Here is a 16,158-nt window from a genome sequence, read left to right on the forward strand (position 1 = left end):
CGCCCCGTCGGGGGCACGCGACGGACCGCGGTGGGCCTCGACCGGCCCGCTGTGAACGGGGCGGTCCTGCGGGCACCGGCGGTGCGGTCCCAGCGGTGGGTACCGGCGGTGGGTACCGGCGGTACCGGAGGTACCAGCGGTGCCGGAGGTACCAGCGGTGCCGGAGGTACCAGCGGTGCCGGAGGTACCGGCGGCCCCAGCTAGAGGTAGGGCCCGCCGGAGCGGCCGCCTGTCATGCCCTGCTCGTCGCCCTCGTGGCCCACGCCCGGCGGCAGCGCGCGGCGCATCTGCTCCAACTGGGCCCGCGCGGCCATCTGCTGGGCGAACAGCGTGGTCTGGATGCCGTGGAAGAGCCCCTCCAGCCATCCCACCAACTGCGCCTGAGCGATGCGCAGTTCCGCGTCCGACGGGGTCGTGCCGTCGGTGAACGGCAGGGAGAGGCGCTCCAGTTCCTCCACCAGTTCCGGTGCCAGGCCGTCCTCCAGCTCCTTCACCGAACTGCGGTGGATCTCCTTGAGCCGGGCCCGGCTGGCCTCGTCCAGAGGCGCCGCCCGCACCTCCTCCAGCAGCTGCTTGATCATGCTGCCGATCCGCATGACCTTGGCCGGCTGCTCGACCTGCTCCGTCACCGGGATCTCGCGGGAGTCCTCGTCTCCGTTGCCGCCGCTGAGCGCCATCCCGTCCTGGCCCACGACCAGGATCTGCGGCTTCTCCGGCGGCCTTTCGTTTCTCGGCATCTCCATGCCGCCATTCTCTCGCACCCCTACAGCTCATCATCGTGGTGCCCCCCGTGGAGGGTGATCCACCGTTTTCCCGGGCGGGGGTTCGGGGCGAGGCACCCGCCGGGCGTCCTGGCGGGCGTCCTGGCGGGCGTCCTGGCGGGCGTCCTGGCGGGGGCGTGGCGGGGGCGTGGCGCCGGGGCGGGCGGGGGCCGCCGGGCGGGACCGGCCGGGGCTCGGCGGCGACGCTCGGCTGGGCGGCGGGTCGGCAGGGTGGCGGAGTCCGACATGCCGGGGCGGGGAGCCGGTGTGAGCCTGGAGGGGTGAGTCGCTGGTCGTGGAGGGTGAGGGTGTGGGGGGTGGTGCCGGTCGCCCTGGTGGCCGGCGTGGTCGCGGTCCCCGGGGCCGCCGTCGCCGGGCCCGCCGGGCCCGGGGGACCCGGCGGCCGGGCCGGCGGGACCGCCGCGCACACCGTCGCGCCGCCCGCCCGGAACGGCCCGGGCGGGGACCCCGCCGCGTCCTCGGCCCGGCCCGCCCGGCCCGGGGTCTCCGGTCACGGCGCCACCACCGCGTCCCCGCCCGCCGCTCACGGACCGGCCTCCGCTCCTCCCACCACTCACCGGTCCGCCCCGCACGGGCCGTCCGCCGGCCCCGTCGTCGCGCCGTCCGGCGATCCGTCCCGGGCCGGGAGCCGGGCCGGGGAAGGGCGGAGGCTGCCCGGGCGGAAGGGAGACAAGGAAGACAAGGAAGACAAGGAGGACGCGGACCCCGGGACGGGAATCGAGGAGACCGGCCGGACACCCGGACGGGCGCAGCGGACACCGGACGGAGCGGTCACGCGGGAGGACACCGGCTCCGGCACGGACGAGCGGCGGACCGCGCAGGGAACGGACGGCGGCGCCGCGGTGCGGACCGAGGGGCCCGCGGGCGCCCAGGACACCCCCGGGGTCTCCCCGGACACGGGACCGGCCGGGGAGACCCCGCCGGGGGCGGCTGCAGGACGCGACCCGGACACCGTCCCGTCGGCGCCCGCCGCGGGCGAGGAGGACGGCTCCGGGGCCGCCCTGCCGCAGGCCCCCACCGCATGGCCCTCGGCGCCCCCGGCCCGGCAGGCCGCCACGCCGCCCGCGGGCGGGCGGGCCGTCGAACCGGCCGAACCCGTCCTGCAGGTGCTGCCGCTCGGCAGCGGGCTGGTGCTGATCGGCCTCGGCCTGGGCCTGGCCTTCGTCGGCCTGCGGCTGCGACGCGGATAGCCCGTACGGCCGTACGCGTACGGGCGGGCGTCCACCCCGGGCCCGGCGCACAGCGGCCCCACTGCGGCGTACGGCCCCACTCCCGCATAGGGCCCCACTCCCGCGGACGGCCCCGCGGCCGGGCGGGCACGCCGGCCGTGCGGACGCTCGGCCCACGGCCCGCGGCCCGGCCGGCCGGCCGGCCCTGACCGCGTCAGTCCGCGACCAGCAGCACCTTGCCCACGTGCCCGCTCTCCTCGACCACCCGGTGTCCCTCCGCGGCGTCCCTCATCGGCAGCTCGCGGTCGACCACGGGGCTCACGTGCCCGGCGTCGATCAGCGGCCAGACGTGTTCGCGGACGGCCGCGACGATGGTGGCCTTCTCCTCCAGCGGGCGCGCCCGCAGCGAGGTGGCGGTGACCGCGGCGCGCTTGTGGAGCAGCGCGCCGATGTTCAGCTCGCCCTTGGTGCCGCCCTGCATGCCGATGATCGCGAGGCGGCCGTTGACGGCGAGGGCCTGGATGTTGCGGTCCAGGTACGCGGCGCCCATGTTGTCGAGGATGACGTCGGCCCCGGCGCCGTCGGTGGCCTCGGCGATCTCGGCGACGAAGTCCTGCTCCCGGTAGTTGACCAGGACGTCGGCGCCCAGCGCGGCGCACCGCCGCAGCTTCTCGGCGCTGCCCGCCGTGACGGCGACCTTCGCGCCGACGGCCTTGGCGAGCTGGATCGCCATGGTGCCGATGCCGCTGGAACCGCCGTGCACGAGCAGCGTCTCGCCGGGCCGCAGGTGGGCCGTCAGGAACACGTTCGACCAGACCGTGCAGGCGACCTCGGGCAGCGCGGCCGCGCTGGTGAGGGACAGGCCCTTGGGCACGGGCAGCAGCTGGCCGGCCGGGACGACGGCCTTCTCGGCGTACCCGCCGCCCGCCAGCAGCGCACACACCTCCTCGCCGACGGACCAGCCGGAGACGCCGGGGCCGAGCGCGGCGATCCGCCCCGAACACTCCAGGCCGGGGTAGGGCGAGGCGCCGGGCGGCGGGTCGTAGAAGCCGCGCCGCTGGAGGATGTCGGCCCGGTTGACGGCGCTGGCCGCCACGTCGACGAGCACTTCGCCCGGTCCGGGCACCGGGTCGGCCACCTCCGCCCAGACCAGTGCGTCGGGACCGCCGGGTTCGGGAATCGTGATCGCATGCATGGGCTCACGCTACCTACGACAAAGGCCCCGCCCATGCGTCACCGGGGCCGATACACGGACGGGGCCGCTGAGGGGCGTTCAGACGGCTTTCCGGTACTCCGCCCAGCGTCGGGCAGCGTCAAGGACAGTGGCCGTCCACGGGTCCGGGTCGGCACCCGCGATTTCCTCCCACAGATTCGCGGTCGCCAGCGAGAAAGCCGTCACGGCTTCCGGTGCTGCCGTCTGCCACGCGGGAACACGTGCCGCCCATGCTTCGGCCGACTGGGGCTCTTGCTTGCCTGCCGCCATGAGCCACACCGTCCAGTGGGCAGCGTCCAACCATGCGGCACCGCGTGTTGCCCAAGCCCAGTCAACGAGAAAGGCGGAGCCGTCCACCATGACGTTCTCGTTGTTCAGGTCTGTGTGAAGCAGGGAGTTGCCCGCGAAGTGCGCAACGTCGGACGGCTTGGCCGCGTACCCCTCAAGACGTTGTTCCGCCTGCCGCAACTCGATTTCGGGGCAGGGGACTTCCCCCAGTCGGCACAGAAGATCGGCCACTTTGGGGAGGTCCGGCGAACCTGCCGAGTAGTCGGCGTGGTGGCCGTCCAGTACCTCAAACCCCAGGAGCACCCATCCGGCGTCTTCCACCTGCCAGAGAAGCGCGGGCGCGATTCCTCGGAGGTACGGGTTTACTTCGGCTTCCCGGCGCTGAGTCCATACGCGCTTGTGGTCGGTTCTCAAGCCCTTGACGAAGAAGGAACCGCCAGCGGTGAAGATTCGCGCCGCGATTTCGCTATTGAAGCCTTGCCGTACCGTTTCGGTCTTGATGATTTCCCCGGCGCGAGATTCAACCCCAGCAAGTACGGGGGACGGTAGATCATCGAATGACATTCGCTGAGTCGCCACGGTCCCCAGACTCTCACACGACGGCCCACACGGGCCCCGCAGCGCGTGAAGGGGATTCGCCGCATACGGCGCACTGCATGGCGTGCGTCTGGGGTTCTGCGTCGGGTTCGCAGTCTGCCTCAACGCGAAAGCGTCGGAATCGGTGTCCCATCAGCGCCTGCCAGTTCCTTGAAGTGCTCTTCAATTGCAGCCCCCAACTCCTCCACCCGTTCGGCCAACGTGTTGCCGGTAGGTGCTTCGTCGTCCGGCTGGTCATCCGGTCGGGGATGCGGCGAGCGTTCCGGGGCGTTCGCGGTCACCGCTCCGCCCCCTCGCCCTGGTCGGCCCGGTGCGGGTGCCCAGTGATCACCCGGTTGAAGTCGGCAACGCGCTGGGGTGCCCCCTGTGTCCGTGCGACCGTCCGGCCCCGGTCCGCCGCGAAGCACACGCGGCAGTCAGGATGCGCCACGGGCTCAAGGTCCGGCATGGGCACTGCCGCCGCCAGCTCCTCTACGCCGCGCGGTCGGGCGGGGTTCGTCGGCCGGTCGGTCATGGTGTTGCCGTCCCCTTCGTCTGCGGGTGCTGCTGTCCGTAATCACGCACTCACAGAGTCGGACTTTGGGTCTACGCTCGAAAGGATGTCGGCCCGGTTGACGGCGCTGGCCGCCACGTCGACGAGCACTTCGCCCGGTCCGGGCACCGGGTCGGCCACCTCCGCCCAGACCAGTGCGTCGGGACCGCCGGGTCCGGGAATCGTGATCGCATGCATGCACCGGACGCTACTCGCCCGTGCCGCCCCCGCACCGCGCGCCCCGCGCCCCGCGCCCCTCCTCCCACCCCGGTCACCGCACGCCCGGCACCACGGGTCCGGCGCCCGCCGCACCCGGGTCCCGCGCCGGGCGCCGGCCACACGGCCCGCGTCCCGGGCCCGTCGCCGCAGGCCCGGGGACACCGTCGGCGCGGGACGGGGCGTGCCCGCAGCGGCCGCCGGCGCGGGCACGCCCCGTCCCCGGGGAAATCCCGATGCGCCTGCGATGAATTTGCGGCACCGTGAAGGTCTCCCCTGCGTAACCCCATACGCGGAAGGACGACCCACCATGAGCCAGCAGACGTCCGGTCTGGCCATCGAGACCGCGGGCCTGGTCAAGACCTTCGGCGAGACCAGAGCGGTCGACGGAGTCGACCTGGCGGTGCCCGCGGGCACGGTCTACGGCGTGCTCGGCCCGAACGGCGCGGGAAAGACGACCACCGTCAAGGTGCTCGCCACGCTGCTCAGGCCGGACGGCGGCGAGGCCCACGTCTTCGGCCACGACGTCGTACGCGAGGCCGACACGGTACGCGGCCGGGTCAGCCTCACCGGACAGTACGCGTCGGTCGACGAGGACCTCACCGGCACCGAGAACCTGGTGCTGCTCGGCCGGCTCCTCGGTCACGGCAGGAAGGCGGCGCGCGAGCGGTCGGCCCAGCTGCTGGAGGCCTTCGGGCTCACCGAGGCCGCCGGCCGACAGGTCAAGAACTACTCGGGCGGCATGCGACGCCGGATCGACATCGCCGCGTCCATCCTCAACACGCCCGACCTGCTGTTCCTCGACGAGCCGACGACGGGCCTGGACCCGCGCAGCCGCAACCAGGTGTGGGACATCGTGCGGGCCGTGGTCGCCCAGGGCACCACCGTCCTGCTGACCACGCAGTACCTGGACGAGGCCGACCAGCTGGCGTCCCGGATCGCGGTGATCGACCAGGGCAGGGTGATCGCGGAGGGCACCAAGGGCGAACTGAAGGCCTCCGTCGGTGCCGGATCGGTCCACCTGCGGCTGCGCGACCCGGCACAGCGCCCGGAGGCCGAGCGCGTCCTGCGGCTGGCCCTGGACGCCGACGTCCAGCTCGAACCCGACCCCGTCGCGCTGACGGCCCGGGCCGGCACCGGCGCGGCGGACGGCCGGAGCGCCGCGGAGCAGGCCTCCCGCGCGCTCGCCGAACTGGCCCGCGGCGGCATCACCGTCGACAACTTCTCCCTCGGCCAGCCCAGCCTGGACGAGGTCTTCCTCGCGCTGACCGGGCACGGCACCCGAGCGCCCCGCACTCCGCGCGACACCGAAGGCGAGGCAGCGGCATGAGCACCACGTCCACCACCGAGACCCGGGAACTCGCCCCCGTCAGCGCCGAGTCGCTCGCCGCGCTGCTCGTGGCCGGTCAGCGCCCGGCCCGGCCGAGTGCCTGGTCCGCGTCCCTGACCTTCGGCTGGCGCGCGATCCTGAAGATCAAGCACGTGCCGGAGCAGCTCTTCGACGTCACCGCGTTCCCGATCATGATGGTGCTGATGTACACGTACCTCTTCGGCGGGGCGCTGGCCGGATCGCCGAAGGAGTACATCCAGTTCCTGCTGCCGGGCATCCTCGTGATGTCGGTCGTGATGATCACCATGTACACGGGCGTCTCGGTGAACACCGACATCGAGAAGGGCGTCTTCGACCGCTTCCGGTCCCTGCCGATCTGGCGGCCGTCGACGATGGTCGGCTACCTGCTCGGTGACGCCCTGCGCTACACGATCGCGTCCGCCGTGATGCTGGCGGTCGGCCTGCTCCTCGGCTACCGCCCGGACGGCGGGGTGGGCGGCGTGGCCGCCGGAGTGGCGCTGCTGATCGTGTTCTCGTTCGCGTTCTCGTGGATCTGGACGATGTTCGGGCTGCTGCTGCGTTCCGAGAAGTCGGTGATGGGCGTCAGCATGATGGTGATCTTCCCGTTGACGTTCCTGTCCAACGTGTTCGTCGACCCCCGCACCATGCCCGGCTGGCTCCAGGCCTTCGTCAACAACAGTCCCGTCACCCACCTCGCCTCCGCCGTGCGCGAGCTGATGGCCGGTCACTGGCCGGCCGCCGACGTCGCCTGGTCCCTCGGCTGGGCCGTGCTGCTCGTGCTGGTCTTCGGCCCGGTCACGATGCGGCTGTACAACCGCAAGTGACACCCCCGCCGGGCGGCCCGCCGTACCCGGGCGGGCCGCCGTCCCGCTCCGGGCGGGCGACCCTACCCGGCCGGGCGGCCGCTCAACGGTCCGCTCCGGCCACCCGCCGCTCAGCCACCCGCCGCTCAGCCACCCGCGGCGCCGCTCTCCTGGGCGCGCACGATCACCACGATCCGGTCCGTCGGCTCCAGCACACCGACGGCCGGGTCGTCGTACGCCAGCACCCGGTGTCCGCGGACGACGCTGACGACCGGCTGCGGCAGTTCGCGCGGCGGATGCCCCGACTCGGCCTTGGTGACCGGCCGTTCGATCATCTCCAGGCCGCTGCCCTGCCGCATCAGGTCCTCCATGACCAGGCCCGCGGCCGGGCTCAGGGCGGACACCCCGAGCAGCCGTCCGGCCGCGCTCGCGCCGGTGACGACCTCGTCGGCTCCTGACTGCCGCAGCAGCGGGGCGTTCTCCTCCTCGCGGACGGCGGCCACGATCGTCGCCGACGGGTTGAGCTGACGGGCGGTGAGCACCACCAGCACGGCGGTGTCGTCCCGCTGCGTCGCCACGATGATCTTCTTCGCGCGCTGCACCTCGGCCTGGCGCAGCACATCGCTGCGGGTGGCGTCCCCCACCACCGCCTCGAAGCCCTCCGCCGCCGCGGCCGCGACCGCCTTCGCGCTCGGGTCGATCACGGCCACCTGGTTCTTCCGCAGCCCCGCCGCGCAGACGGTCCGGATCGCGGTACGTCCCTTCGTACCGAATCCGACGACGACGGTGTGGTCACGCACAAGGCCTCCTCGACTGAATCCCGCGGGGGGACGTGTTGTGCGCACGCGCACGTGACCCGCCCCGCGACCATGGTGCAGAGTTTTCCCGATCACAACCGTGGGGGCACGCGATGAAGCACGACCAGAAGGCACCGGCCGGGACGACGAGGTACTCGTTGTTCCGGTCGCTGTGGCACCGCTCGCGCGTCGAGGCCCGCGACGACGCCGAGGCCGGACGCTCCATCGTGATGCCGACCGGGACGGCCATGCCCCCGCTCCAGCAGGTCATACGACGCCTCGCCCTGGCTCTGGCGGTGCTGGCGCTGACCACGCTGATCGTCTGGTTCGACCGCGCCGGCTACAACGACAACGCCGACGGGTCCGTCAGCTTCCTGGACGCGGCCTACTACGCCACGGTCACCCTCTCCACCACGGGCTACGGCGACGTGACGCCCGTCAGCGACACCGCGCGGCTGGTGAACATCCTGCTCATCACGCCCCTGCGGGTGGTCTTCCTGATCATCCTGGTCGGCACCACGCTGGAGGTGCTCACCGAGCGCACCCGCCAGCAGGTGCGCATCCACCGCTGGCGGGCCCGCACCCGCGACCACATCGTGGTCGTGGGGTACGGGACCAAGGGGCGGCACGCGGTCCGCACGCTGATCGGCCAGGGGGTGGCGAAGGACCGGATCGTGGTCGTGGACGCCCAGCGCAAGGCGGCCACCTCGGCCGGCGACGACGGGCTGGTGTCGGTCACCGGGGACGCCACCCGGTCCGAGACGCTGCTGAAGGCGGAGGCCAACTCCGCGGCCCGGGTCATCGTCGCTCCCCAGCGGGACGACACCGCCGCCCTGGTCACCCTCACGGTGCGCCAGCTCAACCGGCACGCGACCATCGTGGTGGCCGCCCGCGAGGACGAGAACGTGCCCCTGCTCCGGCAGAGCGGCGCCGACACCGTCGTCACCAGTTCCAGCTCCGCCGGCCGACTGCTGGGCGTGTCGATGGTCAGCCCGGTGGTCGCCCGGACCCTGGAGGACCTGATGACCCTCGGCACCGGCCTCGATCTGGTCGAGCGGCCCGTGACGGCCGACGAGGCGGGCCGGTCGCCCAGCGCCTGTGCCGACCTGGTCATGGCCGTCGTACGCGGGCGCCAGGTGCTGGACTACACCGACGAGCGTGCCGCGCCGCTGCGTCCCGGCGACCGGGTGGTCACCGTGCGGCGCGCCGAAACCATCGAGGAGGAGTGACCACGACCGGCCCGCGGCTGGCGACCGGCGGCCGGCGGCCGCGGAAGAACGGCCTGCACACGCCGCACCGGCCGCGCGACGGCTGGGGCATGGTGCTTTCGGGTGTGTTTCACGTGAAACACACCCGGTCGGCGACGTTTCACGTGAAACACCCGTGCATCGCCTTCCTCCCAGTCCCTCCCTATCTCTCCAAGTTCCTACCGATTTCACCCAGTTCCTCCCGGCCCGTCAGCGGGTCACGTCAGACGCACCCAGCGGGCCATGCGCACCCAGCGGGTCAGGTCAGGCACACACCGGTCCCCGCGGTCGCCCACGGCAGATCCAGCAGTTCCACGTCCTGCCCCGCCGCGGCACCGCCGGGCGGTACGACGGCCATGGCGTCGGCCACCGCGATCCCGCGCAGCATCGCCGGACCGTTGTAGTGCAGCGGTACGGCGTGATCGGCGCGCAGCGCGACCGGCACGAGGCGGGTGTCGTGCGGATGCCCGTGCACGGCGTCACGCAGCGGCATCGCGTACGGCTGGGGCGCCGGGCGGGCGGCGAGTGTCCGCAGCAGCGGCTCGGCCAGGGTGAGAAGCCCGGAGACGGCCGCGAGGGGGTTGCCGGGCAGGCCCACGAGGTGCTGTGCCTCCCCGGTACGGGCCAGCAGCATGGGGTGCCCGGGGCGCACGGCCACCCCGTTCACCAGGAACTCCGCGCCGATACGACGCAGGGTGGGCTGGACGTGGTCGACGGGGCCGGCCGCGGTGCCGCCCGTGGTGACGACGAGGTCGGCGTCACTGCCGGTGACAGCCCGGTGCAGGGATTCGGCGTCGTCGCCGAGCCGGTGCACGGCGACGACCTCCGCGCCCAGCGCACGCAGCCAGTGGGGCAGCATCGGGCCGAGGGCGTCCCTGATCAGGCCGTCGTGCGGCAGGCCTTCGGTGAGCAGTTCGTCCCCGAGGACGAACACCTCGGCACGGGGGCGGGGGACGGCGCTGAGGGTGTCGTAGCCCGCGGCCGCGGCCAGGCCGAGCACGGCCGGGGTCACCAGGGTGCCGACCGCCAGGAGCTGGTCGCCGCTGCGGCACTCCTGGCCGCGCGGGCGGATGTCCTGGCCGTGGACGACCTCGCGGGTCGGGTGCAGGCGGCCGCCGCCGTCCTCGCGGCCGTGCTCACTGCGCAGCACGGCGGTGGTGTCCGGGGGGATGCGCGCACCGGTGGCGATCCGGACCGCCTCGCCGTCGTCCAGACGGCCGGCCGCGGTGTGTCCGGCCAGGACGCCCTCGTCCCGTACGGTCCACGGGCCGGGCCCGGCGACCGCCCAGCCGTCCATCGCGGAGGTGTCGAAGGAGGGCAGGTCGGTGAGGGCGGTGAGCGGCTCGGCGAGGACGAGACCGAGGGCGGCGCCGAGCGGCGCCGGTTCGGGGGCGCGGCGCGGGCTGCGCCGTGCCGCGCGGGCGGCGACGGCGCGGGCCTCGGACCAGACGGTGGCCCGCGGCCGCCCGGACGGCCGGTGACCGCCTCCGCCGGACGGCTGCGGCACCGCCGAGGTGCCGCCTCCCACGGGTCTCACCAGCGCGAGCGCCTCCTCGACGTCGAGGTCGTCGGCGTCCTGGCCGAGTCCGCGGGCGGTCATCCGGCGTCCGGACCGCTGCCGGTGCCGCTGCCGGTGCCGCTGCCGGTCGCGGGAGTGCCGTCGGCGGCGTCCTCCTGGGCCCAGCGCAGGGCCAGGGCGGTCGCCCTGCGGGAGGCTTCGGCAACCGCTTCGGGGCCGCCGCCCGCGCGGGCGGCGGCGTAGCCGACGAGGAAGGTGGTCAGCGGCGCCGCCGGCCGGGCCACGCCGTGCGCGGCGTCGCGGGCCAGGTCGAGCAGGGTGGCGGTGTCGACGTCCAGGTCGATGCCCAGCTCGTCCTTGACTGCGGAGATCCATTCATCCAACACGTGCTCATGCTCCCTGATACGGACCCGGGCGGCGGCGATGTCGTCCCAGGTGTCGCAGTCGAACGCCGCAACGGGGTCGGTGAGGCGGCTCAGAGCGAGCCGTGAGGTGAGCCGCCGCAGCGGCAGCCCGGCCAGGGAACCGTGCTCGGCGGTGAGCGCGGCGAGCCCCTCGCGCAGGGCCGCGGTCCGGTAGACCGCCACCAGCGGCTGCTCCCGTCCCCCGGCGTCGGCGAGCAGGGCCCCGTCGGTGCCGTCCGCCCGCACCGTGGCCAGCAGTGCGCGCAGGGTGTGCGCACGCAGGAACGGCAGATCCGCGGAGAGCACGGCGGCATGGGGTGCGGCCGCATGGCGCAGCCCGGCGTCGAGCGCGGCGAGCGGACCGCCGCCCGGCGGCTCCTCGCGCGCCCAGCGCACCGGCCGGGACGTCGGGCGCGCCGCCGCCACCACGACGGTGGTCCCGGCGTCCGCGCAGGCGTCGAGCACCCGGTCGAGCAGTGCGCGCCCGCCCACCCGCACCCCGGGCTTGTCCGCGCCGCCGAGCCGCCGGGCGGCGCCGCCGGCCAGGACCACGGCGTCATAGCCGGGCTCCCCGCCGGGATCCCGGCCCGGGTCGATGGGCGCGTTCTCGCTCACGTCCCGAGTATGCGGGGCGGGCCGGGCCTGCGGGAACACCGGTCCGCCCCTTGGGCCGGGGCGCCGGCCCGGGGCAGGGCGGAGGCCCCGGCCCAGGGCCTCCGCCCTGGCGGGACCGCGCGGGTCCCGGCAGGGCCCTCGTCAGAGCGTGCGCAGCAGGACGGCCGGCTGCTCCACGCAGTCCGCCACATAGCGCAGGAAGCCGCCCGCCGTGCCGCCGTCGCAGACGCGGTGGTCGAAGGTGAGCGACAGCTGCACGACCTGCCGGACGGCCAGCTCGCCCTCGTGCACCCACGGTCTGGGCACGATCCGGCCGACCCCGAGCATCGCGGCCTCGGGGTGGTTGATGATCGGCGTGGAGCCGTCCACGCCGAACACCCCGTAGTTGTTGAGGGTGAAGGTGCCTCCGGTCAGGTCCGCCGGTGTGAGGGTCCCGGACCGCCCGGCCTCGGTGAGCCGTGCCAGCTCGGCGCTCAGTGCCTCGGCGTCCCGGACGTGGGCGTCCCGGACGACCGGCACGACGAGACCGCGGTCGGTCTGGGCGGCGAAGCCGAGGTGCACCTCGTCGAGCCGGACGACCTCCCGGGCCTCGGGGTCGACGGTGGAGTTGAGCTCGGGGAACCGGGCGAGGGCCGCCGTGCAGATCCGGGCCAGCAGGGCGAGCAGCGAGATCTTCGGCCCGCCTGCCGCGTTCATCGCGGTCCGCGCCCGCATCAGCTCCGTGGCGTCGGCGTCCACCCAGCAGGTCGCGTCCGGGATCTCGCGCCGGCTGCGCGCGAGCTTGTCGGCGACGGCACCGCGCACCCCCTTGAGCGGGATGCGGACCCCCGCGTGGGCGGAGGAGCGGACCGGAGACGCGGCGGGCGCCGTGACCGGTGCGCCGGCCGGGTGCACCCCGTCGGCCTGCCCGGCGCGGCCCGCCCGCGTGCCCGCCCGCAGCGCGCTCTCCACGTCGGCCCGCAGGATGAGGCCCTCGGGCCCGGAGCCGGTCAGCTTCCGCAGGTCCAGCCCGTTCTCACGGGCGAGGCGGCGAACCAGCGGGGAGATCACCGGGACAGGGCCCGTGGCGTCCACGGCCACCGGCGCGGCGGGTGCCGGGGGAGCAGCCGCGGTGTCGGCTCCCGGTGCCGGGGGCGCCTCGGCCGGGGCTGTCCGGCGCACCCTGCGGCGGCGTGCCGGGGGCGCGCTCGTGCCGTATCCCACGAGGACGTTGCCCGATCCCTCGGGCGAGCCCTGCCCGCGAGCCGGCGCCACGCCCGATGCCACGCCCGATGCCACGCCCGGCGCCCCGCCCGACGCCGCGCCCGACGCCGCGCCCGACGCCGGGTGCGATGCCGGGTGCGATGCCGGGTGCGGGGTCGGGGCCGCGCCGCCGGGTGCTCCGGCCCCGTCGCCGGGGGCCGCCGCGCCGACGGCGACCGTCAGCAGCGGTGCCCCGACGGGCAGTTCGGTGCCCTCCTCGCCGAACCGGGCGGTGACCACACCGCCGTAGGGGCAGGGCACCTCGACCATCGCCTTGGCCGTCTCGACCTCCACGACCGGCTGGTCGACGGCGACGACGTCACCGACCTGCACCAGCCAGCGGACGATCTCCGCCTCGGTGAGCCCCTCCCCGAGGTCGGGCAGCCTGAACTCCAGCACCTGTGCCATCAGTTCTCCGCCTCCCACTGCAGACGCGCGACGGCGTCCAGGATGCGGTCGACGCCGGGCAGGTGGTGCTTCTCCAGCATGGGCGGCGGATAGGGGATGTCGAATCCGGCCACCCGCAGCACCGGCGCCTCCAGGTGGTGGAAGCAGCGCTCCGTGACGCGGGCCGCGATCTCCCCGCCCGGCCCGCCGAAGCCGCCCGACTCGTGCACGACGACGGCTCGTCCGGTCCGCCGCACCGAGGCGCAGACCGTCTCGTCGTCGAACGGCACCAGGGAGCGCAGGTCGACGACCTCCAGGTCCCAGCCCTCGGCGCGCGCCGCCTCGGCCGCTTCCAGGCAGACCGGCACGGACGGGCCGTAGGTGATGAGGGTGGCGCTGCGGCCGGTGCGGCGCACCACCGCGCGTCCGATCGGGGCGACGGTCTCGGGGTCGTCCGGATTCCAGGAGTCCTTCGACCAGTAGAGCCGCTTGGGCTCCAGGAAGACGACCGGGTCGTCGGAGGCGATCGCGGCGCGCAGCAGGCCGTAGGCGTCGGGCACGGTGGCTGGCATGACGACATGGAGCCCCGGAGTCGCCATGTAGTACGCCTCGGAGGAGTCGCTGTGGTGCTCGACGCCGCCGATGCCGCCGCCGTACGGGACGCGGATCGTGACGGGCAGCGGCATCGCGCCGCGGGTGCGGTTGCGCATGCGGGCGACATGACTGATGAGCTGCTCGAACGCGGGATAGGCGAAGGCGTCGAACTGCATCTCGACGACCGGGCGCAGCCCGTACATGGCCATGCCGACGGCCGTGCCGAGGATGCCGGCCTCGGCGAGCGGGGTGTCGGTGCAGCGGTCCTCGCCGAACTCCTCGGCGAGGCCGTCGGTGACGCGGAAGACGCCGCCGAGGGCGCCGACGTCCTCACCGAGGACGTGCACGGACGGGTCGGCGGCCATCGCGTCGCGCATCGCGCGCGTGAGCGCCTGCGCCATCGTGGCGGGCTTCACGGCGACGGTGGTCATCGCGTGGCCCCTTCCCGGGAGTCGGCCTCGGCCTCGAACTCGGCCCGCAGCCCGGCCCGCTGCTCGCGGAGCTGGGGGGTGGGTTCGGCGTAGACGTGGGCGAAGAGGTCCATGGGGTCCAGCACCGGGTCCTGGTTCATGCGCTCGCGCAGTGCGGCGGCCATGGCCTCGGCGTCCTCGCGGGCCCGGCTCACCGTCTGCTCGTCGAGCAGTCCGCGCTCCGTCAGCTCCCGCTCCAGCAGCAGGATCGGATCGTGGTCGCGCCAGGTCTCGACCTCGGCGTCGCCGCGGTAGCGGGTGGCGTCGTCGGCGTTGGTGTGGGCGTCGATGCGGTAGGTGACGGCCTCCACCAGGGTCGGTCCGCCGCCCTCACGGGCACGGCGCACGGCCTCGGCGAGGACCTCGTGGACGGCGGCCGCGTCGTTGCCGTCGACCAGTCGGCCCGGCATGCCGTATCCGACGGCCTTGTGGGCCAGGGAGGGGGCCGCGGTCTGCTTGGCGAGCGGCACGGAGATCGCGAAGCCGTTGTTCTGCACGAGGAAGACGACCGGAGCCTGCCAGACGGCGGCGAAGTTCAGCGCCTCGTGGAAGTCGCCCTCGCTGGTGCCGCCGTCGCCGACCAGGGCGAGGGCGACCACGTCGTCGCCCTTCAGCCGGGCGGCGTGGGCGAGGCCCACGGCGTGCGGCAGCTGGGTGGCCAGCGGGGTGCACAGGGGGGCCACCCGGTGCTCGTGCGGGTCGTAGCCGGTGTGCCAGTCGCCGCGCAGCAGGGTGAGGGCCTGCACCGGGTCGACACCGCGGGCGACCGCGGCGAGGGTGTCGCGGTAGCTGGGGAAGAGCCAGTCGCGGTCCTGAAGGCACAGCGCGGCGGCCACCTCACAGGCCTCCTGGCCGGTGCTGGACGGGTACACGGCGAGGCGGCCCTGCTTGGTGAGGGCCGTGGCCTGCGCGTTGTACCGGCGTCCGCGCACCAGCTCCGCGTACAGCCGGCGCAGCAGCTGCGGGTCGGCCTCGGCGGCCGCGTCCGTCCCGAGGACGCGGTGGGGCTCGGCGTCCGGCAGCAGCGGCGCGGGGTCCGTGCGGGGCTGCCAGGCGGGCGGCGGCGACGGCCGGTACCCGCCCCGCTGCTCCATGACCGTCATGACGGCACCTCCTCGTGGGAGCGGCTAGGAGGCGCAGCGTCTGTGATGCGCCTCACCTACCGATTGTTCGGTCGTCGGCACATTTTGGCTACAGGCACCGCCATGCTGTGGACAATCGGTTCTCCACAGCCTGAGATGGATGCAGTACGTCCATGATAGGGAGGCGGGGGGACATGGCATCTGAACAAATGGCCGAGGGAGCCGAGGCGGCGGACGCCGGGGCCGCTCCGCCGCCGCGTCCGCTCGACGCCGTCGACCAGGACATCCTGCGCATGCTGCAGGCCGACGGGCGCGCCTCGGTCCGGTCCGTGGCGGAGCGGGTGCACGTCTCCCGCGCCAACGCCTACGCGCGCATCAACCGGCTCGTGGAGGACGGCGTCATCCGCGGCTTCGGGGCGCGGGTCGACCACGAGCGCGCGGGCCAGGGCACGTCGGCGTACATCACCCTGAAGATCGTCCAGAACTCCTGGCGCACCGTGCGCGAACAGCTGCGGCAGCTGCCCGGCGCCTCCCACATCGCGCTGGTGGGCGGCGACTTCGACGTGCTGCTGCTGGTGCACACCTCAGACAACCGGGCGCTGCGCGAGCTGGTGCTCACCCGGCTGCAGGCGATACCGGAGGTGCTCAGCAGCCGGACGCTGCTGGTCTTCGAGGAGGAGGACCTGGAGCCGCTGGGCTGATCCCGCACCCGGCCTCACCGTCCGCTGGGCCGATCCCGCACCCCGGCCTCACCGTCCGCTGGGCGCACCCCGGCCGCCTCAGCAGCCGCCCCGCCGCCGCCTCACCGGCCGCCCCGCCGCCGCCTCACCGGCCGCCCCGCCGCCGCCTC

Annotated in this window: 15 protein-coding genes and 2 pseudogenes; 5 read left to right on the top strand and 12 right to left on the bottom strand. The window is 74.3% G+C overall.

Annotated features, from left to right (window positions below; genetic code table 11):
• Nucleotides 1–200 precede the first annotated feature (200 nt).
• Nucleotides 201–743: a bacterial proteasome activator family protein gene (locus tag AC5K6T_RS22580; RefSeq protein ID WP_493211648.1), complete on the bottom strand. Its 543-nt coding sequence runs from the start codon at nt 741–743 to the stop codon at nt 201–203.
• A 299-nt stretch (nt 744–1,042) separates the two neighbouring features.
• On the opposite strand from AC5K6T_RS22580, the gene AC5K6T_RS22585 reads away from it, so the two are divergent.
• Nucleotides 1,043–1,972: a hypothetical protein gene (locus AC5K6T_RS22585; RefSeq protein WP_493211650.1), complete on the top strand. Its 930-nt coding sequence runs from the start codon at nt 1,043–1,045 to the stop codon at nt 1,970–1,972.
• 193 nt (nt 1,973–2,165) lie between these two features.
• On the opposite strand, the gene AC5K6T_RS22590 is transcribed toward AC5K6T_RS22585, so the two are convergent.
• The 5 genes and pseudogenes from AC5K6T_RS22590 to AC5K6T_RS22610 all read right to left on the bottom strand — a co-directional run.
• Nucleotides 2,166–3,146, bottom strand: coding sequence for an NAD(P)H-quinone oxidoreductase (locus AC5K6T_RS22590; protein ID WP_493211652.1), 981 nt, complete (start codon nt 3,144–3,146; stop codon nt 2,166–2,168).
• Nucleotides 3,147–3,224: 78 nt separating this feature from the next.
• On the bottom strand, nt 3,225–4,031 hold the full coding sequence (locus AC5K6T_RS22595; protein ID WP_493211654.1) for a phosphotransferase family protein: 807 nt from the start codon (nt 4,029–4,031) through the stop codon (nt 3,225–3,227).
• Nucleotides 4,032–4,044: 13 nt separating this feature from the next.
• Nucleotides 4,045–4,182, bottom strand: coding sequence for a DUF7848 domain-containing protein (locus AC5K6T_RS22600; RefSeq protein ID WP_493212186.1), 138 nt, complete (start codon nt 4,180–4,182; stop codon nt 4,045–4,047).
• Complete coding sequence (locus AC5K6T_RS22605) at nt 4,151–4,330, bottom strand: hypothetical protein (protein ID WP_493212227.1); 180 nt, start codon at nt 4,328–4,330, stop codon at nt 4,151–4,153. The genes AC5K6T_RS22600 and AC5K6T_RS22605 overlap by 32 nt, the downstream gene beginning before the upstream one ends.
• A gap of 314 nt (nt 4,331–4,644) precedes the next feature.
• A pseudogene (locus AC5K6T_RS22610) lies at nt 4,645–4,779 on the bottom strand (NAD(P)H-quinone oxidoreductase); the annotation flags it as partial.
• Nucleotides 4,780–5,107: 328 nt separating this feature from the next.
• Between AC5K6T_RS22610 and AC5K6T_RS22615 the strand changes: the two are divergent.
• Together AC5K6T_RS22615 and AC5K6T_RS22620 are read left to right on the top strand one after the other, a co-directional pair.
• Nucleotides 5,108–6,127: an ATP-binding cassette domain-containing protein gene (locus AC5K6T_RS22615; protein WP_493211656.1), complete on the top strand. Its 1,020-nt coding sequence runs from the start codon at nt 5,108–5,110 to the stop codon at nt 6,125–6,127.
• Nucleotides 6,124–6,972: an ABC transporter permease gene (locus tag AC5K6T_RS22620; protein WP_493211658.1), complete on the top strand. Its 849-nt coding sequence runs from the start codon at nt 6,124–6,126 to the stop codon at nt 6,970–6,972. The genes AC5K6T_RS22615 and AC5K6T_RS22620 overlap by 4 nt, the downstream gene beginning before the upstream one ends.
• Nucleotides 6,973–7,097: 125 nt before the next feature.
• Here AC5K6T_RS22620 and AC5K6T_RS22625 read toward each other — a convergent pair.
• Nucleotides 7,098–7,751: pseudogene (locus AC5K6T_RS22625) on the bottom strand (potassium channel family protein); the annotation flags it as partial.
• A gap of 110 nt (nt 7,752–7,861) precedes the next feature.
• Between AC5K6T_RS22625 and AC5K6T_RS22630 the strand changes: the two are divergent.
• The gene (locus tag AC5K6T_RS22630; RefSeq protein WP_493211659.1) at nt 7,862–8,977 is read left to right on the top strand and encodes a potassium channel family protein; all 1,116 of its coding nucleotides are present in this window, start codon (nt 7,862–7,864) and stop codon (nt 8,975–8,977) included.
• 277 nt (nt 8,978–9,254) lie between these two features.
• On the opposite strand, the gene AC5K6T_RS22635 is transcribed toward AC5K6T_RS22630, so the two are convergent.
• From AC5K6T_RS22635 to pdhA, 5 genes are all read right to left on the bottom strand, one after another.
• A complete protein-coding gene (locus AC5K6T_RS22635; RefSeq protein ID WP_493211661.1) occupies nt 9,255–10,595 on the bottom strand; it encodes a molybdopterin molybdotransferase MoeA in 1,341 nt (446 codons plus the stop codon).
• On the bottom strand, nt 10,592–11,533 hold the full coding sequence (locus AC5K6T_RS22640) for an NTP transferase domain-containing protein (protein ID WP_493211662.1): 942 nt from the start codon (nt 11,531–11,533) through the stop codon (nt 10,592–10,594). The genes AC5K6T_RS22635 and AC5K6T_RS22640 overlap by 4 nt, the downstream gene beginning before the upstream one ends.
• 141 nt (nt 11,534–11,674) lie before the next feature.
• Nucleotides 11,675–13,183, bottom strand: a complete 1,509-nt coding sequence (locus AC5K6T_RS22645) for a dihydrolipoamide acetyltransferase family protein (RefSeq protein WP_493211664.1) — start codon at nt 13,181–13,183, stop codon at nt 11,675–11,677.
• A complete protein-coding gene (locus AC5K6T_RS22650; RefSeq protein ID WP_493211666.1) occupies nt 13,183–14,187 on the bottom strand; it encodes an alpha-ketoacid dehydrogenase subunit beta in 1,005 nt (334 codons plus the stop codon). Before AC5K6T_RS22650 ends, AC5K6T_RS22645 begins: the two co-directional genes overlap by 1 nt.
• Nucleotides 14,184–15,329, bottom strand: coding sequence for a pyruvate dehydrogenase (acetyl-transferring) E1 component subunit alpha (pdhA, locus tag AC5K6T_RS22655; RefSeq protein ID WP_493211668.1), 1,146 nt, complete (start codon nt 15,327–15,329; stop codon nt 14,184–14,186). Before pdhA ends, AC5K6T_RS22650 begins: the two co-directional genes overlap by 4 nt.
• A 173-nt stretch (nt 15,330–15,502) precedes the next feature.
• On the opposite strand from pdhA, the gene AC5K6T_RS22660 reads away from it, so the two are divergent.
• Nucleotides 15,503–16,009, top strand: a complete 507-nt coding sequence (locus AC5K6T_RS22660) for an Lrp/AsnC family transcriptional regulator (RefSeq protein WP_493211669.1) — start codon at nt 15,503–15,505, stop codon at nt 16,007–16,009.
• Nucleotides 16,010–16,158: the final 149 nt, after the last annotated feature.

This window comes from Streptomyces sp. B8-7 (assembly GCF_058833805.1).

Coding starts and splice junctions, on each gene's coding strand:
- AC5K6T_RS22580 (WP_493211648.1), bottom strand. CDS start 743: ATGGAGATGCCGAGAAACGAAAGGCCGCCGGAGAAGCCGCAGATCCTG.
- AC5K6T_RS22620 (WP_493211658.1), top strand. CDS start 6,124: ATGAGCACCACGTCCACCACCGAGACCCGGGAACTCGCCCCCGTCAGC.
- AC5K6T_RS22590 (WP_493211652.1), bottom strand. CDS start 3,146: ATGCATGCGATCACGATTCCCGAACCCGGCGGTCCCGACGCACTGGTC.
- AC5K6T_RS22650 (WP_493211666.1), bottom strand. CDS start 14,187: ATGACCACCGTCGCCGTGAAGCCCGCCACGATGGCGCAGGCGCTCACG.
- AC5K6T_RS22645 (WP_493211664.1), bottom strand. CDS start 13,183: ATGGCACAGGTGCTGGAGTTCAGGCTGCCCGACCTCGGGGAGGGGCTC.
- AC5K6T_RS22615 (WP_493211656.1), top strand. CDS start 5,108: ATGAGCCAGCAGACGTCCGGTCTGGCCATCGAGACCGCGGGCCTGGTC.
- AC5K6T_RS22660 (WP_493211669.1), top strand. CDS start 15,503: ATGGCATCTGAACAAATGGCCGAGGGAGCCGAGGCGGCGGACGCCGGG.
- AC5K6T_RS22635 (WP_493211661.1), bottom strand. CDS start 10,595: ATGACCGCCCGCGGACTCGGCCAGGACGCCGACGACCTCGACGTCGAG.
- pdhA (WP_493211668.1), bottom strand. CDS start 15,329: ATGACGGTCATGGAGCAGCGGGGCGGGTACCGGCCGTCGCCGCCGCCC.
- AC5K6T_RS22600 (WP_493212186.1), bottom strand. CDS start 4,182: ATGGGACACCGATTCCGACGCTTTCGCGTTGAGGCAGACTGCGAACCC.
- AC5K6T_RS22630 (WP_493211659.1), top strand. CDS start 7,862: ATGAAGCACGACCAGAAGGCACCGGCCGGGACGACGAGGTACTCGTTG.